The organism is Borrelia parkeri (genome assembly GCF_023035815.1).
GTDB lineage: Bacteria > Spirochaetota > Spirochaetia > Borreliales > Borreliaceae > Borrelia > Borrelia parkeri.
Genome location: NZ_CP073164.1, coordinates 39,008 through 57,445 on the forward strand (window position 1 = coordinate 39,008; position 18,438 = coordinate 57,445).

The 18,438-nt window shown below is 29.0% G+C and carries 17 protein-coding genes; all 17 read right to left on the bottom strand.

Annotated features, from left to right (window positions below; genetic code table 11):
* Positions 1-296: 296 nt before the first annotated feature.
* The 17 genes from bpSLO_RS05445 to nrdF all read right to left on the bottom strand — a co-directional run bounded on the left by bpSLO_RS05445 (position 297) and on the right by nrdF (position 18,429).
* Complete coding sequence (locus bpSLO_RS05445) at positions 297-1,157, bottom strand: hypothetical protein (RefSeq protein WP_025375851.1); 861 nt, start codon at positions 1,155-1,157, stop codon at positions 297-299.
* Positions 1,158-1,460: 303 nt separating this feature from the next.
* A complete protein-coding gene (locus tag bpSLO_RS05450) occupies positions 1,461-2,507 on the bottom strand; it encodes a hypothetical protein (RefSeq protein WP_246989933.1) in 1,047 nt (348 codons plus the stop codon).
* 263 nt (positions 2,508-2,770) lie between these two features.
* Positions 2,771-3,799: a hypothetical protein gene (locus tag bpSLO_RS05455; protein WP_246989934.1), complete on the bottom strand. Its 1,029-nt coding sequence runs from the start codon at positions 3,797-3,799 to the stop codon at positions 2,771-2,773.
* A gap of 389 nt (positions 3,800-4,188) precedes the next feature.
* Complete coding sequence (locus bpSLO_RS05460) at positions 4,189-4,926, bottom strand: hypothetical protein (RefSeq protein WP_246989935.1); 738 nt, start codon at positions 4,924-4,926, stop codon at positions 4,189-4,191.
* A 369-nt stretch (positions 4,927-5,295) separates the two neighbouring features.
* Positions 5,296-6,108, bottom strand: coding sequence for a hypothetical protein (locus bpSLO_RS05465; protein WP_246989936.1), 813 nt, complete (start codon positions 6,106-6,108; stop codon positions 5,296-5,298).
* Between the two features lie 54 nt (positions 6,109-6,162).
* The gene (locus tag bpSLO_RS05470; RefSeq protein ID WP_149029344.1) at positions 6,163-6,969 is read right to left on the bottom strand and encodes a hypothetical protein; all 807 of its coding nucleotides are present in this window, start codon (positions 6,967-6,969) and stop codon (positions 6,163-6,165) included.
* Between the two features lie 247 nt (positions 6,970-7,216).
* Positions 7,217-7,837, bottom strand: coding sequence for a hypothetical protein (locus bpSLO_RS05475; protein WP_025375857.1), 621 nt, complete (start codon positions 7,835-7,837; stop codon positions 7,217-7,219).
* Positions 7,838-8,008: 171 nt separating this feature from the next.
* Complete coding sequence (locus tag bpSLO_RS05480) at positions 8,009-8,608, bottom strand: virulence associated lipoprotein (protein WP_246989937.1); 600 nt, start codon at positions 8,606-8,608, stop codon at positions 8,009-8,011.
* Between the two features lie 227 nt (positions 8,609-8,835).
* The gene (locus bpSLO_RS05485; RefSeq protein WP_025375859.1) at positions 8,836-9,444 is read right to left on the bottom strand and encodes a hypothetical protein; all 609 of its coding nucleotides are present in this window, start codon (positions 9,442-9,444) and stop codon (positions 8,836-8,838) included.
* A gap of 246 nt (positions 9,445-9,690) precedes the next feature.
* Entirely contained in the window at positions 9,691-10,434 is a 744-nt protein-coding gene (locus bpSLO_RS05490; protein ID WP_246989938.1) for a hypothetical protein, read from the bottom strand.
* A 245-nt stretch (positions 10,435-10,679) separates the two neighbouring features.
* Positions 10,680-11,474 (bottom strand): hypothetical protein, encoded by a 795-nt coding sequence (locus tag bpSLO_RS05495; RefSeq protein WP_149029345.1) that lies wholly within the window; start codon positions 11,472-11,474, stop codon positions 10,680-10,682.
* Positions 11,475-11,567: 93 nt separating this feature from the next.
* Complete coding sequence (locus bpSLO_RS05500; RefSeq protein ID WP_032493064.1) at positions 11,568-12,362, bottom strand: CRASP family complement regulator-acquiring lipoprotein; 795 nt, start codon at positions 12,360-12,362, stop codon at positions 11,568-11,570.
* Positions 12,363-12,508: 146 nt separating this feature from the next.
* Positions 12,509-13,390: a hypothetical protein gene (locus bpSLO_RS05505; protein WP_025375863.1), complete on the bottom strand. Its 882-nt coding sequence runs from the start codon at positions 13,388-13,390 to the stop codon at positions 12,509-12,511.
* Positions 13,391-13,827: 437 nt separating this feature from the next.
* Positions 13,828-14,634: a hypothetical protein gene (locus bpSLO_RS05510; RefSeq protein WP_149029346.1), complete on the bottom strand. Its 807-nt coding sequence runs from the start codon at positions 14,632-14,634 to the stop codon at positions 13,828-13,830.
* 207 nt (positions 14,635-14,841) lie between these two features.
* Complete coding sequence (locus bpSLO_RS05515) at positions 14,842-15,789, bottom strand: hypothetical protein (RefSeq protein ID WP_246989939.1); 948 nt, start codon at positions 15,787-15,789, stop codon at positions 14,842-14,844.
* A 637-nt stretch (positions 15,790-16,426) separates the two neighbouring features.
* On the bottom strand, positions 16,427-17,128 hold the full coding sequence (locus tag bpSLO_RS05520) for a hypothetical protein (protein ID WP_246989940.1): 702 nt from the start codon (positions 17,126-17,128) through the stop codon (positions 16,427-16,429).
* A 341-nt stretch (positions 17,129-17,469) separates the two neighbouring features.
* A complete protein-coding gene (gene nrdF / locus bpSLO_RS05525; RefSeq protein ID WP_246989941.1) occupies positions 17,470-18,429 on the bottom strand; it encodes a class 1b ribonucleoside-diphosphate reductase subunit beta in 960 nt (319 codons plus the stop codon).
* Between the last annotated feature and the right edge of the window lie 9 nt (positions 18,430-18,438).

Sequence of the window (18,438 nt, forward strand, 5' to 3'; positions counted from 1 at the left end):
TTCTTTGCACGACATAAAATACATAATATAAAAAGCATTCCTACACAACCACCTATATTATCTATAATAAGATTTATACCAATATAGTAAACAGTATTTATTTATACTTATTATTATATCATACTTTATTAAGTATGATTAATTAAAATTTAGTATCCAGGTGTCATATAAATAAACATATATCCGTAAATGATATATTTAAAACTTGCAAAAACAATAGGGCCTACAATTGACCCTAACTGAATTTTTATTAAATTCTCTCTTGATAACTTCTATTTGCCTTCAATTATTTGCCTTCAATTTCTCTCAACAATCCTCCGAATTTTTGAAGATAATAATATCATATCCGCAATCTCAATCTGAAATCCTGCTCCATGCCTCCTAATCTCATTAAGCTGATCTATAATAAATTTACGATCATCACTTCCCCCTGCTAACATTATTTGATTTTTCAATTTACCTATTAATCGCTCTCTTGTCTCAATGAATTTTGTTACATCAGAATAAGTCTTAAGAATAGCATCCATACCTTTCTTTTTAAGTTTATTTAAACCTTCTTTACTCAAGATCTCACTAAATACTTCTTCAGTAATTTCTGTGATTTCAAGCAACTCTTCAAACAAATTTTTAATAACGGCACTATATACAGTTTCATCAACAAAAATCAAATCTAATATATCATCTAATTTATTAATAACTGCAATATCGTATCCTAAGGCAGCAAAAACTTCATCCCTTTTATCAGAATCTTTAAGAGAGCGCAAGGCTGCTTCATAAAGCAGACCATACAGCTCCTTCTTGTCGGCAAATTTAATATATTCATTATTAAAACTATCCTCGTATTTAGTTACTAGATTTGATAATATATCGTAAGCTTGCTCCACTGTCTCTATCTTAGTCACTTTTCGGTTAGTTGTTACAGGAGGGGGATTATTAATAATCTCTTGAACTATATGCACCCCATCCCTTTTCACTGGAGGTGGTACTGGTGGTAACTTCTTTCGCACAGGTGCAACCAATTTATTATTTGAACCTGGTTGGATCACTTCTCTTTGAGCCGAATCTATTTTTTTATTCGATTTATTATCCACACCTTGCTTACAAACAAGAATGCTTAATATACATAACATAAATAATAAGATATTGATTCTTTTCATATAATTCTCCTTTCTCATTCCATACAATTTTTTTACCCATATGGTAAAGAAATATAATTAACAATCTTCAATATTAATTAATATAGAGCACAACCACAGTTATACAATAATTTAAAGATAAAAAAATTTAAATTTTATAAATATTAATTTAACCTAAATAGCAATAAAAACTTTAAAAATAAACATTAAACCTGTATTAAATATTATTTATATATAATTAATTATTAATTATATATAAACTAAAAAACACTAAAATAAAAAAATAAAAGGGAGGGGACCAAAAGGCCCCCTTTAGATCATAAATTACTTCACTAAATATGCTATGCGAGCTACCATTCCTATAATAGAATAAGATGCATGTTGAATCTCTCTAGCAGAACCGCTACTTAACCCAATAGTTTTCTTAAGCCCATCTAACATCTCTCTCTTATTTTTTGATGCCAATGATATTATTTGGTATTGAATTGTCTTTACTGCTTTCTCTCTCTCTCTTATAAATTCTCCTAAAAGCGCATCAATTGCAATAATATCTTCTACACTCTTTCCCGTCCTAATTTTCTCAAGATTAGTACTACTTAAATGAACATTGACAAGCTTCCTGGTGTGATCTGAAATATTTAATAAAAGATTAAATAAATGAGCGGCTATTTTCGTATCACCATAAGTATACCAAGCAGGCTCTTTTAAATCTAAGTTATTAAATATCCTCTCCAAGTTCATAATAACTGACACGTCACTCCCCATAGCAGCATAAATATCCGACTGATACTCTGCAGAAGTAAAGATTGGTGATACCTTTTTAAAGGGAATATTAAATGAATAGTACCTTGGATCAAGTCTATTACGCTCATTTACAAGCTTTGACTTATACTTTATTACTCTAGCCTCAAATTCAGCATAAACTTCTTGTGCTGTCTTTCTTGGAACTGGAAGTTGTTCTTCTACCTTAACTTCTGACTGCGATTCACCCTTTTTACCTTCAACCCTATCATCTGAAACCTCCCCGTCTACAACTTTTTTATTCTCAATCCTATTATCTTCAACCTTTTTGTCTATGACTTCCTCAACTACCCCTTTATTTTCAACCTTTTCGTTTTTAATATCTTTATCTATATTTGGTGATTTTGCTGCATCTTTACTCGATGACTTACTCTTTGACTGACGCAAAACTGAAGGTTTTTTATTGGAAGATAAATTCGAATCTGCTTGGCTTAAATTTGAGTAACGCTTTAAACTATCTTCTGCTTGATACCCAAACGGAGGCTCTGTAACCACTCCACTTGCCAACTCACCCTGTTTACAAGAAAGCATAACAAAGACATATAAAAATATTATAATCAACCTTTGCATAAACTTCTCCTTTTTTAAAGCTTTTACATTAATCAATATTTATTAGTAAATATAATGCAACAGAATGATATTTACATAGTAATTTAAGTAAAATACAATAAAAAATCTTGACTTTCAAATTTTGACTTTTTTATACTTTTTGTTTTAGATAAAATTAAAAAAAATAAAAATATAAAGATAAACACAAATTCAATATAAATTATTATGAAAAAAAATGGGAGTTAAAATTAACTCCCAAATCTAATTAACAAACTAATTAGTCTTCAATTAATCAATAATTGTATATTATCTTCCAGTCTTACAATCAAGTAAGATACATTCTGAATTTCTTTACCAACATCACCATTTAAACCAATAGTGCTCTTTATTGCCTCTAACAGCTCTGACTTATCATTTTTTGAGACTAATAATCTTATTTGCTCTTGAATTGTCTGTACTGCATTGGATCTCACTCTAATAAATTTCTTCAAAAAATCAGTAATTTTAATAAGCTTATCTACATCATTGCTAGCCTTAATTCGATTTAAGTTACCATTACTTAAATGAACATCAATAACTTTTCTAGTGAAATAGCCAACCTGCCATATGAGCATTAATAAGTTATCAGCAAGGTTATTCTCAGAGATTGTACTATTTTCCTGTGAAAAAGGAAGTTCTCTTTGTAAATTTAACCTATTTAATACCCTTCCCAAATCTCGAACAGTTTCAACATCATGTTGTAACGCAGCATAAATATCTGCCTGTTGATCTAAAGCAGCAAATTTTGCGTTTACCTTATTGAAAGGAACATGTAATAAATGATGATTTGGATCAAATTGACTACGTGCATTGTTAAGTTGTGCTCTGTAATTAGCTATCCTTCCTTCAAGTTTAGTATACACTTCTTCTAAATCATTCTCTGGTATATTCCCCTTAACTTCTTTTGATGCTTTTGCTAAAATCCCTTTTGGATCATTTTTTGAGATTGTTTCTATACCTTTTGCTAAATCCTCTTTTGGATCATTTTTTGAGATTGTTTCTATACCTTTTGCTAAATCCTCTCTTAGGTCATCTCCTGGTTTTTTTTCTGGAACTACAAAGGAATTTTTTACATCACTCTTCCCTGTCGCACCTTTCACACCTTTCAAACTTTCAGCACCCTTCTCTGTTTTGTCTGAGCCCAAGTAGGTCTTTACAAGATTATCTAAACCCTTGATAACTGAACCTTTATCTAAGGACACTAAACTATCTTGTTCACAAGACATCACACCCAAGCAATACAACGAATAAAAAATTATACTAATCTTTTTCATATACTCCTCCTTTTTTAAACTTCACATCATATAATATTATGTATTATATGATACACGTTATAATAATATATTCATTATAACATGAATTTATACAAAATAAAAACCTAGAAGCTAATTTAACATCAAATTATAATAATAATCTTAAATGATTTGTCTAAGATAAATATGCATTTTAAATTTATTGAATTTGAATTACTCTTCAATCTAGAGTTTTTTAATTTCTCACAAATACTTTATTAAATGTCTCCAAACTAGTTTATTAACCGGTCTTGGATTATTCCATGCCATACTTTACACTCTATTTCAAAATAACACTACTCTTATCCCACTTAACTTACCTCAAATTTAAAAACATGCGTTGAAATACTCACTTTCAACTTAACCTAACCTTAACAAAGACTCCAAATTGTGACTGCAATTGTACTCATTAAACTAACTGTTCTTCCAATCTCTCCCTCATAATCAACAATTTCCCTTATTCCTGATAACACGGCTTCTCTAGTCATTCTTGATTCTAAAAATGTTATCTGTAATTTAACTTTAGACATACAATCTTTGCTTATATTAATAAATTCTTCTAAACTGGTATTAATTTCATTAATCCTTGATTCATTCTTGGTAGCTCTAATTTGAGATAAGTTTTCATCACTTAAATAATAAGTTACAACGGTTCTGATATAATCCGTAATACTATTTAAAATTACCAATAAATTATGAGCAATACTTGCATCAGTATTGATGAAATAAGGACCGTTGAAATCCAATTTATTAAGTACTCTTCCTAATTGTTTAATAACCTCAGCATCATAACCTAGCCCAGCATAAACTTTATCTTGTTTATCTGAAGCAATAAAATCTGGTGAGATTTTTTTGAAAGGAATATTCAATAAAAGCTTACCTAGATCAAAATGATTGTGTGCATCTTTAAGCTCCTCTTTGTAAGAACCTACTCTTGTCTTTAATGCATAGTAAGCTCTATCTTTGGAACTTATATTAAACGATTGTTGTGCACATTCATTATTACTTGAGTAACCCCTTACACTCAATGAGTGTTCAACTGGTTTGTCCTTTGCAATTCCTTCTAGGTTGTAAGAAATCACACCCATAACTAAACTAGATCCTTTCATATATTCCTCCTTATTATAGTCTGTATACTATATAATAATATATATTACATAATAAGTAATATATATTTATATTAATATAAATCAATAATTTAATTTATCAAAAATTTCAATAATAATTTAATGAAAAAATTATAATTTTAATTGCAATAAAACTTGAACAAACTTTCCCTAAAACCCTTTTATTACGCATAAATGCTCAATAATTCAATATCTTTAATATCTATTTATACTAAATATAGTTTAATACCTGATATTATATAATATAATTACATTTATGCAATAAGATCTTATACTAATAAGATACTTAAAGATTACTTAAAAAATTAAAGTGTCACAAAACAAATTAAAGACTCAAAAAAATCACAGTATTTAATTCTCAATAAAACACAAAATTATATCTACTTTTCTTTTCATACTGACATAAAGTAAATTAATAGTGTCTCGACTAATCGAAGGAGTTAACTCAACAAGATCTCCATGCCTAAGCCCATCGCCTTGCCCAACAATATCATTAGTAAGTCTCTCGAAAACAAAATCCCTATCAGCATTCTTCACTGCAATTTTGATTAACGCTATTGAAAGTTGTTTTATAAACTGCCTCCTATAACTCATAGCCTCACCTAAATAAAAATTAATTTTAGTAAGCTCCTCAGCTGTCTTATTAACCTTAAGCCGCTCTAAGGTTGCCTCATCTAATTTATCATTTAGAAGCGTCTTGAGCAATCTTGCACTATCTGATATATACTCTAATAATTGGGAAGTCTGCAATAAATCTTGATTAACAATATTAACGTCCAAGTTCAATGTATACAATATAAACTCCAAGCTATTAATAGCAATAGGATTATAATGTAAACCTTCATAAATGAAATCTGCATTCTTATAGACTGGAAATATTTGTGCTATAGGAAATTTAAATACAAGCTTATAATCTAAACCTTGAAATGTTCTACTATTAAGAAACTCTTTATATTCATTTACCATTTTGTAAAGCTTATAAAAAGCTACATGTCTGGAATCAACCTCTATCTGTTCTACCGGTTTTAAACCCATTTTTTGATCACATGGACCTATATCTTTTTTCAACTTGCTGTCCTCTTTATCAAATCCTGAGCTATCCGGGGCCCTTTGCTCACAAGCCAGTAGGACCAATATATACAATACCATACCAACTTTTTTCATAATATTTCTCCTCTTAAATACATAATTTAATCTATAAATAGAATAATAATAAAATTAAGGCACAACTTTTGTAATCTGAGTAATTAAATTTTGAATATCTCTTACCAAACTACTAATATCGCTAATTTTGCTCTTTATTTTGCCATCATTAACAATCTTTTTAAGCTCAGCGTCCATTAATTGTCTATTATCTCTTACTACTGCTGCCAAACTAATAACCTTTCTCAAATCTCTAATTAGCTCGTCTCTTGCTTGCATAAACGAAAACAGCCAAGAAGTAATCTGAGAAATATTCTCTATTGTTGCTGCACTGCTAGTCCTAACTTCATTTAATTTTTCATCACTCAAGATATTCTCTAAAAGGAAAGTATAATATGAAACCTGTTCTAAATTAAATAACAACTTAGAAGCAATGGCTATATCTCTATCTCCCTTCTTGGAACCTGGTTTAAGGTTTAATTCAGCAATTATGTTCTTTAATGCCTGCATAAGTTTAAGATCACACCCTAAAGCTATATAAATGCTATAACTCTTACTATCCTTCTTAGATATACCATAATCTGTAATACCATAGTCTGATAATTGCTTGACAATAGAATTGCTAAAATGATCAATTATAAAAGGTATATTAATTAAATTATTGAAATATTCATATGCAAACTGATTTCTAAAATACTCTACTAATGACTTTAAATCATTATAAGCTTTACTTGTCGTATCTTGTAAAAATGGTACCAGCATAGATATTGAAAAAGGTTCTTCGGATCTTTGACCTTCCATTAATACTGTGTCACTTCTACCATCAGCAGCACATCCCAACACTAAACCCATCATGCACAATATCATACTAAACCTTTTCATACTCATACAAATTCTCCTTTTAATTATCATTTTCACATATGTATAACACACATAATATCCATATTACTACATAACATACAACATATAATAATACTCATTATATAACTTTAAATTCTCTTAAATAAAAGATTTTCTCTTATATCTCTTATACACTAATTAATCACTATTCTTTATCTACAAAATATAAACCTTTAAACTTAAAGTACTTACTTGCACTTATAAAAACTAAAGGAAAAATCATCCTCTCTTAAGCAATAATCATATCAAGCTCAACCCATGCTATAATATCAAACAAAAGACCATGAATATTGCGAAGCATACTATTAAGCATTACATACTGGTTGGCAAGAATACCCTCATTTAACGCCTTTACCACATCCTTTGCACTAGTTTTTGATGCAGCTGATATCATACCATCCTTAATCCTAGGCATCAAATTCTTTACCATCTCTATAAACTGAACTAAACACTGAGTAATTATATTAAGGTCATCTATATCTCTAAACTTAAGCATCTCTAATTTTGATTCATTGAAAACATTATCAAAAAGAATCTGATTCGAACGTGCAATATGCATTAACCCGTTTAATAAATTAGTAACGGTTTTTGTATCTCTATCACCTAGATGTCTGAAGTTCAACTTATCAAACACTTGCCCTAAACTACAAATAACCTCAAAATCATACCCTAAGGCCTTATAAACTTCCCCCATATCTGATGGATAATAAACTTCACTTAATGCTCCACTTAAATTAATATTCAATTGCCCTTCCTTAAGAACAAATGCAGCACGTTTACTTTCAAGTTCTCCTTTGAACTCCACCAATACTTTATTAAGTACACCAAAAACTGTATTTACTTCATTCATATATGTCTCCCTTTTTTCTACATATACTTCTATATACACAATTGTGTAACATGTAAATATCAATTAATATAAATCTTTATTATCTATATTTAATCTGAATTATAATATAAACTTTTAACACAAAATTTATTTGAAATAAATAATAAAGTAATAATGCTTTCTTGCAACTCATCATAAAAGATCAACTAACTCTATGATATCAAATAAAAGATAATGAATACTACGCATTCCCCTATTAAGCCTCGCATCCGAATTAGAGATAACTCTATTTAACTCTTTTAATATATCATCTTCATTGTTTTTTGATGCAGCTGATAATATAACAGACTTAAGTTGAGGTACTAAATCTTTTACCATCTCTATAAACTTAACTAAATACTGAGTAATTATATTAAGGTCCTTTGCATCTCTAGACTTAAGCATTTCTAATTTTGATCCATTTAAAACATCCTCAAAAAGAATCTGAATTGAATGCGCAATATGCATTAACCCGTTTAATAAATTAGTAACAACCCTTGTATCTCTATCACCTAGATGTTTGAAGTGCAACTTAGCAAAAACTTGACCTAAGCTACGAATAACCTCAACATTATACCCTAATGCCTCATAAACTTCCCCCATATCTGATGGATAATAAACCTCATTTAATGCTCCCTTGAAATAAACATTCAACTCTTTGGGAGAAAATGCAACTCGTTCTTTTTCAAGTTCTTCTTTAAATCTTATCAGTACATTAGTAAGGCTCTCAAAAGCTGTATCTGCTTCATTCATACATTTCTCCTTTTTCCTACACATACCATCTACTATTTTGTCACGTTCACATATTTATTATTTTTATTATTATAATTTATAATTAAATATATAATATATAATTAATATTAAAAATAAAAATAACAAATAATTAACATTATTTATTTTAATTTCAAAAAATATTATCCCTTATAAAAATTCTCTCTTACTTAAAAAAGTAAAAAAAAATAACAATTTCCTGCAATTTATTACAAAAGATCAACTAACTCCATGATATCAAATAAAAGATAATGAATACTACGCATTCCCCTATTAAGCTTTGCATCTGAACTAGAGATAACTTTATTTAACTCATTTAATATATCATCTTCATTAGTCTTTGATGCAGCAGATAATATAATAGCCTTAACCCGAGACATCAAATCTTTTACCATCTCTATAAACTGAACTAGATACTGAATAATTTTCTCAAAGTCACCTACATCTCTAGACTTAAGCATCTCTAATTTTGTTTGATTTAAAACATCCTTAAAGAGTGTCTGAATTGAATATGCAACACGCATTAAACCGTTTAAAAAATTAGTAACAACCCTTGTATCTCTATCGCTTACATGTCTGAAATTTAACTTATCAAATATTGTACCTAATTTGCCCATGATTTCAAAATCATATCCCAACATAGTATAAATTTTGTCTCGATCTGACTGATAATAAACGATATTTTCTAATGTTCCCTTGAAATCAATATTTAATTGAGCCTCTTTGGAAATAAATGCAGCCCGTTCACTTTCAAGCTCTTCTCTGAACTCGATTAATATCCTTCGAAGATCATTAAAAACTTGATCTTTTTCGGCCATATATTTCTCCTTTTTTTTACACACACACCATTTATCACTAGTCTATTACTAGAATGTATATATTATATAATATAATTAACATTTATTACTTTAATCTTAAAAAGATAATTTCACTCTCAGAATTAGCATAAATTTAAATTACTAAATACCCAAAATTCATTAAAAAAAATGACAATATCAAAAATAAAAAGACAAAAAATAGACTTTTTTCTACTTTAAAAAACCACAAATAACTCTAAATACTATTTAACTATCCCATTTAAATGTATCTTTCAGTTTAAATTCAATTTTAAACATATTGTCTACAAGCCTAACTAAAATTTCTTTTGAAAGATCACCTTGATCGTCACTAAGCGTCTTTAAATAATTTATCATGGCCGATTTATCACCTCGCTTTGCTGCTGCTATTTTTATTACTTTTCTAATTTTAGACATCACATCAGCCCTTCCTTGAATAAACTGATCTAGATAAGAAGTAATATCATCAAGCAAATCAACAAGACCTAACTCAAGAAGAAAACTGTTCCTAATTCTAGCCAAGTTTCTCTTGCTTAACTGCTTATGGAACAATGTAATTGCTAAATTTGTAACACTAGTTAAATGATTTAAAATACTAACAGCAATAGCAATATCATTAGAATTGCCCATGTTTTTCAAATCTAATGTATCGAATACTTCTCTCAATCGCTCAATAACTTTAGAATCATTCCCTAGTGTAGTAGCGATGATACGCTTGGTAGTATCTTCTTCAGCTAGTAATAATACAGAAGGATAGTTTTGATCTTGAAATAATAAAATACTATCCAGATGAACTGACTCAAGCTCAGCTATAAGTTTGCTCCTGTAATTATCGACTTTACTTTTGAATTTACTGTAAGCCCGATGCGCTTTCGGGCCCAAGAATGATTCACAACCTGATGTACAAGACACACACATCATTAAAAATAAACTTAAAACACTAATTACCCATACCACACTAAGTCTCTTCATATACATACTCTCCTTTTTTAACCTATACAGCATTTGTATATCTTTTTTATGAACTTACTGCTGCCACTAATATAATTTTATATTCAATTATAAACTAAAGCTAATATCAACTTCAAATTTACTATTTGAGCACATTTAACTAACTCCTTAACTGAAACAACAATGTGACACGCCAATAGCATTACTGTTTATAAAGGCTTAAAGACATACTAATAAATATATACGTTTTAAACCCATCACACTTATTATTGCTGTGATTCCACTTTAACGTAAGATTTAATTTCAAGTCCCTTTATCATAATCTTTAGCTTTAAATCTTGAACTAAGCTCTCATCATCAGTAATTTTTTTAAGCTCATCAGTCATAACTACTCTATCACGCCATAATGGCTCTGATTTCTCTATAGCTATCTTAATCTGAGACATTGCATTGGTTCTTAAATCAGACAATTCTTTGAAAGAATTATAAATTGTAGTAAGTTCTTCTGCAGATTTATTGTCTTTCAATTGCTCTAGATTGAAATCACTTAAATGATCAACTACAACTCTTCTAAGATAAAATGTAGTATTATATAAAATGTCTAATAACCTAGCAACAATAGTAGCTGGTCTGTTAGAAAAATAAGTGGGAGCTGTTGCGGGAGTTATTGCGCTCACAATGGTTTCCAGTTTTGTAATAAGCCCAACATCATAACCTAAAGTATCATAAACTATGTCCTTTTCATCCCAGCCACTAAATTTGGGAAATTTTTCAAAAAAAGGCATCTGAAAATGATAATGACCTCGTCTAAACCTAAACTGATCAGCTCTAAATGCTTTTCTATATTTTTCTAACTCACCTGTCAGTTTATCGTAAATTTGCTCTTTTGAAGTCTTAAGCATATGATCAGAAGAACCCTCTACACGAGTTAAAGCTGATAATTTGCCCTTAAAACGACCTTTCTTATTTATGACATCTTTTATCAAAGAACCACCTACTGCATTATTTCCAGGTTCACATCCCATCACTAATCCTAATGTACTAATTGCACACAAAAACATACACATCTTTTTTATTGAAATCACCTATACCTCTCTTCAACCCTGCAAAAGTTTCTATTATCAAAAAACACTGGCTGCAAAAAATTAGAAAATTTAATATAAATCTCTCTCATCTATCTCTTCATCTTTCCCGTCAACGAAATATTGAATTTTACGTCCTATTTGCATGATCTCTAAACTTAACTGAGAAACCGATTTTTTAGAATCAACAATCTCCTTAAGCTCAGTTAACATGGCTGTTTTATTATACTCAAACTTTATTGCTGACTCGATAGCTGTCCTAATTTGAGACATCACATTGGTCCTTAAATTAGACAGTCTCTCAAGAGTATTATAAAGCTCAGTAAGCTCTTCCTTAGATTTGATCAAACTTAGTTGTTCTAAACTAACATCATTTAAATGATCAACCAAAACTGATTTGAAATAATATGTAATATCATATAAACGATTTACTAATTCAAAAATAACATGTGATGCCAAGCCACTTTCATATGATTCCTTTAAAGTTATTTTACTCATCATTGTCTCTAACTTTTTAATAAGATTAACATCATAACCCAAAGTAGCATAGATCATATCCCGCTTCTCATCAGTTCCAAATTTTACCAATCTGTCAAAAACAGGAATGCTAAATTGATGCTGTCCTTGTTCAAATTTAAACTGACAAAACCTAAATTCCTTTCTGTACCCTTTAACTCTACTTTTTAATTTTTCATAAATTTGATCGATTAAAGGCTCAAATGAGCCATCTACATGAATTGAAGCTGATACTCCGATATTAACACGAGCTTTTTGATTTTGTCCACCTATTGCCTTATCTCCCGCCAAACACCCCATAATTAATCCTAAGACACCAATCATACACAATACCATACATACCTTTTTCATTTAAAAATTCTCTTTCCTCCTACCTCTTTTTATTAATTTTTCAAGTTTTTGATTAATTTAATATACCCATGTTTGCAAAACACTAAAAGCCAATCACAATCCCATCTAAAAATCATTACTTGGAAATCACATAACAAAAACCTCACTTATTGTGATTCTGAGGCCACATTAACTAAATCTTCAATCGTTTTTGTTATGATCATCATCTTCCCAAGTGTCCGCCTAATCTCCCCGTTTTGATCAATAATTTTTCTCAGTTCAGCTTCCATAGCCGCTTTATTAGATTTTGATTCTGCTAATACGATATATCGATGCAATTTAAATATCAATTTCTCTCTTAATTGAATTAATGTCTCTAACCAATCCTTAACAGCAATAATATTCTCTGATATTACGGCATCATTAGTCTTCATTTTATCTAGATTGAAAAGATTTAAATGATTATTCAACACAATTTCTCGTACATAATACGTAACATTATATAAAATGTCCAATAAACTAGAAGCAATTCCCTTATCTAACCCGCTTAAATAAGAAGGGACATTCGGATCTACTTTATTTATCAGTGTTTCTAATTTTTTAATAACTCTAATATCATACCCCAACGATGCGTAAACTATGTCCTTTTTATCTTCACCATCAAATTTTGCAAATCGCTCAAAAAAAGGAATACTAAACTGATGTTTACCTTGGGTAAATTGAAAATTTGCATCTAAAAATTTATTCTTAGACTCCCTCACCACTCGTTCAAGCTCATCAAAAGATTCTTCTTTGCTTCCTACCAAAACTGGTGGCAATTTTTCAGATAATTCTGTATAATCAACTTCATCATTCTCGTCTTGTGGAACGGACTTAAAATCTGCAACCGGTTCATTTTCTGAAAACAACCCTTCTTCTGCAACTATTTGTGCTTTCGTAAATGCTAAGTCTTCCTGAAGTCTTGAGCGATATCCCATTTCTTGATTCCAATAAAATATTACGAATACAACAGATAATACGCACAACAATATTATGCCAAAAATTTTCATACATTCTCCTTTTTAAAATTAATACTACATAGTCATTACTATGTAGATATATTACATACCCTGTATGTTTCACTACACATTACTTACAAATAATATACTTAAATAAGGCAAAACAGATACATATTAAATCAAATACCACACACCTATGCTCAACAGTCCACATCTATATGAACCATTAAAATCCTCTTCCTTAGTTTAAGTAATTTAAATTATAACTTAATTTTACAATTTAATAATAAGTTTTGTTTAAGTTTATTACAATTTTTTAAAACATACTTGACCTAAAAAAGTCTTAAGATTATTAAGACTATCTAGTTTATGCTCATATACTTTAATATTATTTATTATACAACTACCTATATAGGTAGTTGTATATCTTGCAAAAAATAAAGGGTATTGTTATCTTTGTGCTAAAATAAATTATTTAATACTTATATCTAATCGTCCTCAAAAAATTTGCCTGCCAATAAATCAGAAATGAAGCTTACATAGTGTTCCATAGAATGGATATTCGAAGTAATAAACCTCAATTCCTTCAGATCAAAATGATTCACCAACATATTTAAAATGTCTTCTTTATCGCTAAATTGCAAGTTTACCTGATCTAGCTTATTTTTAACCTCATATAATATTCTTATAACGGTGTTTCCAACAAGATTCCATCCTTTCAAAAATATCTCTAAGTTCCAAAAAATGACAGCAATAGTTGCCTCATCTTGAGAAAACAACTTTAATCGTGATTTCGTTAAATCCTCATATACAACTTTTGTAGTAAGATCTGACATTCTATCTAACATTGATAAAAAACTATTTGTGATCTTTAAATCACGAGAACTAGGATCATCTAAATTTAACATATATAATAGATCCATCAATATATATGCGGGTTGAACCTCGTATTGTAAGGCCGTAAGAATATTATGATATGTAGCTAAACTATCTACTAATGAGCTCATTTTATTCAAAGGAAAGTTAACTATTCTTTTTTCTAACTTAGTTTCCACCTCAAAAACTTCTTTTTTATGATTAACAAAAGTTTTGTGACGATCTAACATAGATGTTATATCAGATACACTATATGTTAAATTATTATCTCTTAAAATCTTTAAAATATTAGAGCGACTCGGACGTTTTGAAAGTCCCTTGAGGTTAACAGAAGATCTCAAAAGATTATCATCAGCAAACATGGTTGAACCTCTCAAACCATCTACATTATCCTTGAATGGCTTTTCTTCGGGGTTCATCTTTGCTGAATGTTTACAAGCTATTACAAATATACATAAAAATATAATTAAAATAATACAAATATTAAGCTTTTTCAAATCAAACTCCTTTATTTAAAAAATTAAAAATTAATTATACAATATTAATAATTCACAATATGACTAATTTTTAATAAATTTAATCAAATTAACATACAAACTAAACCGATATATTACCAAAACACCAAATTAAAGAACTCTAAGTAAATTATTAACTGCACATTGAATTACAGCCGCTTTTCTTTGCGTAAAATTAAATGCTGAGACAATATCTCCTTTATCATTCATAATCTCTTGCAAGGAAACCAACATGCTCTGTATATTACCTATCTCTACATTTAAGATCACATTTTTAATATTTTCTATAAATCGAGCCCTGGTTTGAATAAATTCATCTAAATGATTACGAAGTTCAATAAGTTTTTGTGCAAACTTACTTTTTGCAAGAGAACTTAAGCGTGTCCCATATAAATACTCATTGGTAATCTGCAAAGCTGAAATTGTAATTTCATATAAAGAAAATAACATACCATAACTTAAATCTAACAACTTTTTATGAAGGTCTGTGGCTAATGAACCTCCCATTGGTGTTGTGATATTCAAATCTAATCCACCAATTATTGCCTCTAACTTATTGATAACTTTAACATCATACCCTAGAGAAGCATAAATCTTGTATACTGTATCCGGGTGACCAAACTTATAAGATACTTCATCAAAATGGGACTGTGATAATGCCTCTGACTTAACTCCTTTACTATCTGTTTCTTGACTACCATTTGTCTTAATTTCTTTGCTAACCTTTTCAACATAAACTTTAAAACTTTGTTCTTCATCGAAAAGTTGTGTCTTGTATTCTCTTACAACTGCTTCAAGTTGAGCATAAGCCTTATCCCTTTCTACTTGCTCATCTTCCAATAGTTCTCTTGGAAATTTTTCAAATGCATCTTCTGAACATAATGAAACATCTGTTTTTGCAAGCTCTGATGTTAAACCTTCTCTATCTACCGTTTGCTCATTTCCAATAAACACTTCTTGTCCTGTTTGTTGGGGACTTTCTGCTGATTTATTACAAGTTATAATAAGTAAGCTCAATAATACATTGAACATAAATAATACTGCACAAAACTTTTTCATGATTCCTCCTTAATAAAAAGTTGTACACACACATAGGTGCCAGTTACTCTGTAACGCATCTTATTATATTGACAATAATATATTATTGTATTTAATATCAAAATATATTTTTATATTCTGTATATTTATACTAATTTAAAATCAATATAAATTGCAATTATTTTTAATAAATTTAATCAAATTAATATTATTATTAAAGACGATAAAATTTTACATATTTGACATTACACAAATATCTTGCATCATAACTATATGATCATCATAATAAAATACCTAATTAATGACTCAATATGGCCTTTTATGTCGATTATAAAGTCAATTAACCGTTTATTTTCGATTTATTTCGCAAATCTCAGCAAAAAAATATTACTTATTTTATTTTCTCTCAGTCAAATTTAATTTTTAATATTAATAATTAATAAAAAAGAATAATAAAGATAACATCTTTACAAAATTTTCATGTAAAAAACTAAAAAAATACCTAAAAGATACAAATTTAATCATACTTTTAGGCATATACAAACTAAAGGAGAATAACAAAGTAAAGGACAAAGTACTTTAAACCACATTGTACGTGTTTAAAAGGACCAAATTAAAACACAAAAAGCTCAAACCCTTTTTGCTACTTAAATATTATTTAACTATCTTTGAAATCCTCCCTAGACATTTCTCTTACAAAAGGAACACTTGATTTAATCATCCCATCATCAATAATGTTCTTTAACTTTTGCAAAATATTTTGTTTGCCACTAGCTAGATCTATTGCCAAGTTCCGCCCCATCACTTGCGAAACTGACTCTTTTTCCATAGCCATTGCTCTTTTCAAATTAAAAGTGATTATAGAAATAATACCTACATTTCTGCTGATACTATTTCCAATCAAATTTGCATCACTCGGATGCCCATTAAGGATTTCATCAATTGGTTCTCTAAATTCCTCTAAAAAACACAATAAATCATAAACGATCTTTGTATCTCCATCCGTATAATCAGAGGATAAGTCTAATCTCTCAGAGATATTAGCCAATCTTTTGCTGACTGTAGCATCATATCCAAATGCATCATAAACATTAATCTTAGACTCTAAACACTGAAAGACTGGTATAAATTTATAAAAAGAAATATTAAAATTATGATTGTTTTGTTGAAAATTAGTGATTGCATTGTTAAATTCATCGCTAAATATTTTTACTGCTCCATTAAATACACTACAAGCCTTATCTCTCACTTCAATGTCTCTCTGGGACAGATCTGAAAAGTTATAAAGAAAATTATAAAACAATATGGTCACAATAAATGATATAAAAAAAATACCAAGTATAACACATATTTTCTTCATAAAACATTCCCCTTCTCAAAATCATACAATATACTAACATCAATAATTACATAGTCTATAATATATCTTGATATTTATCATTATATAATAAAATTATATTTATCAAGCAGTTTAATTTAAAAATGTTATTAAAAATAATATAAATTATTATATTTTTTTAATCACTTTAATAAACAAGCAAACAAAATGAACTAAGACCCCCCTAGAAGAGAATTTTGAATTTAATGAAATACAAACTAAATTAGAAAATTCATATAAAATCTTAAAAAAAACATAAAAAAAAGATAAAAAAAGTTAAAAACTTATAAACTAAAAGTTAAAATCAAAATAGGAAATAAAACTCATGCGAAATCATCATCCTGCAATGGCTCAATTTTCATGGGCTTTATGTAACCATTACCTTTAGTAGAGAAAAAATCATGAGTTTTAGTATCAGTTCTAAGACCATTTAAAACCAAAGGATTAACATCAATATCTTGAATGTTAAATGTAGGATCGAAACCTAAATTCATCAAGGCCTTGTCAGCATTATACCTAACAAAAACATCAACAGCAGATTCAAGACCAATAGATGAATATAAGTCTTTAGTATATGCCTTTTCTAGATCATAAAGCCTATCTAAGATCAACATAGCCTCTTTGTAAGCAAATACTTGTTCTCTAGAAGTCATTTTATTAAACTCTTCTTGTGCCAAGAGGCCAACGAATACTCCATGAACAGATTCATCACGCAATATCAAATTAATAATTTCACCACTATTAATCATCTTACCTTGACCTGCAAGATAGAGTGGATAAAAAAATCCAGAATAAAATAAAAAAGTTTCAAGAAATACAGAAGTACACAAAGCCTTATATAAACTCATTCTATCGTGTATGCTGTTATACTTCCCCAAGATCAGATCTAATTTATCTTGAAAATTCTTATAAGTTTTTACCCAATCAAATATATAATCTATTCGCTCTATGTTTGATAGACTTGAGAATATGCTACTATAACTCTTAGCATGCATATGCTCCATAGCACCCATAAATCCAAGAACCGGTTTATAATCCAAATTATCTATGGCCAAAGCTATACGAGGCATACCAACAGAACCTTGTTCTGTATCTAATAATGTAAGTCCACCTAAAACCTTCTCATAAACATCCCGCTCCTCGATATCTAAGGAATTCCAAACCAACTTATCATCAGAGATAGGGATCTCTTCATCTACCCAAAATTGTCTTATATTTTGGTCCCAAAACATCTTGGTATAACCATTATTTAATCTATTCCAATTTATAGCTTCTCTATTCATATTTATTTA

Excerpts from the sequence above, each read along its gene's own strand:
- bpSLO_RS05470 (WP_149029344.1), bottom strand. The coding sequence starts at position 6,969 with ATGAAAAGGTTTAGTATGATATTGTGCATGATGGGTTTAGTGTTGGGA.
- bpSLO_RS05475 (WP_025375857.1), bottom strand. The coding sequence starts at position 7,837 with ATGAATGAAGTAAATACAGTTTTTGGTGTACTTAATAAAGTATTGGTG.
- nrdF (WP_246989941.1), bottom strand. The coding sequence starts at position 18,429 with ATGAATAGAGAAGCTATAAATTGGAATAGATTAAATAATGGTTATACC.
- bpSLO_RS05520 (WP_246989940.1), bottom strand. The coding sequence starts at position 17,128 with ATGAAGAAAATATGTGTTATACTTGGTATTTTTTTTATATCATTTATT.
- bpSLO_RS05465 (WP_246989936.1), bottom strand. The coding sequence starts at position 6,108 with ATGAAAAAAGTTGGTATGGTATTGTATATATTGGTCCTACTGGCTTGT.
- bpSLO_RS05445 (WP_025375851.1), bottom strand. The coding sequence starts at position 1,157 with ATGAAAAGAATCAATATCTTATTATTTATGTTATGTATATTAAGCATT.
- bpSLO_RS05480 (WP_246989937.1), bottom strand. The coding sequence starts at position 8,608 with ATGAATGAAGCAGATACAGCTTTTGAGAGCCTTACTAATGTACTGATA.
- bpSLO_RS05495 (WP_149029345.1), bottom strand. The coding sequence starts at position 11,474 with ATGTTTTTGTGTGCAATTAGTACATTAGGATTAGTGATGGGATGTGAA.
- bpSLO_RS05460 (WP_246989935.1), bottom strand. The coding sequence starts at position 4,926 with ATGAAAGGATCTAGTTTAGTTATGGGTGTGATTTCTTACAACCTAGAA.
- bpSLO_RS05455 (WP_246989934.1), bottom strand. The coding sequence starts at position 3,799 with ATGAAAAAGATTAGTATAATTTTTTATTCGTTGTATTGCTTGGGTGTG.
- bpSLO_RS05515 (WP_246989939.1), bottom strand. The coding sequence starts at position 15,789 with ATGAAAAAGTTTTGTGCAGTATTATTTATGTTCAATGTATTATTGAGC.
- bpSLO_RS05510 (WP_149029346.1), bottom strand. The coding sequence starts at position 14,634 with ATGAACCCCGAAGAAAAGCCATTCAAGGATAATGTAGATGGTTTGAGA.
- bpSLO_RS05485 (WP_025375859.1), bottom strand. The coding sequence starts at position 9,444 with ATGGCCGAAAAAGATCAAGTTTTTAATGATCTTCGAAGGATATTAATC.
- bpSLO_RS05500 (WP_032493064.1), bottom strand. The coding sequence starts at position 12,362 with ATGAAAAAGGTATGTATGGTATTGTGTATGATTGGTGTCTTAGGATTA.
- bpSLO_RS05450 (WP_246989933.1), bottom strand. The coding sequence starts at position 2,507 with ATGCAAAGGTTGATTATAATATTTTTATATGTCTTTGTTATGCTTTCT.
- bpSLO_RS05505 (WP_025375863.1), bottom strand. The coding sequence starts at position 13,390 with ATGAAAATTTTTGGCATAATATTGTTGTGCGTATTATCTGTTGTATTC.
- bpSLO_RS05490 (WP_246989938.1), bottom strand. The coding sequence starts at position 10,434 with ATGAAGAGACTTAGTGTGGTATGGGTAATTAGTGTTTTAAGTTTATTT.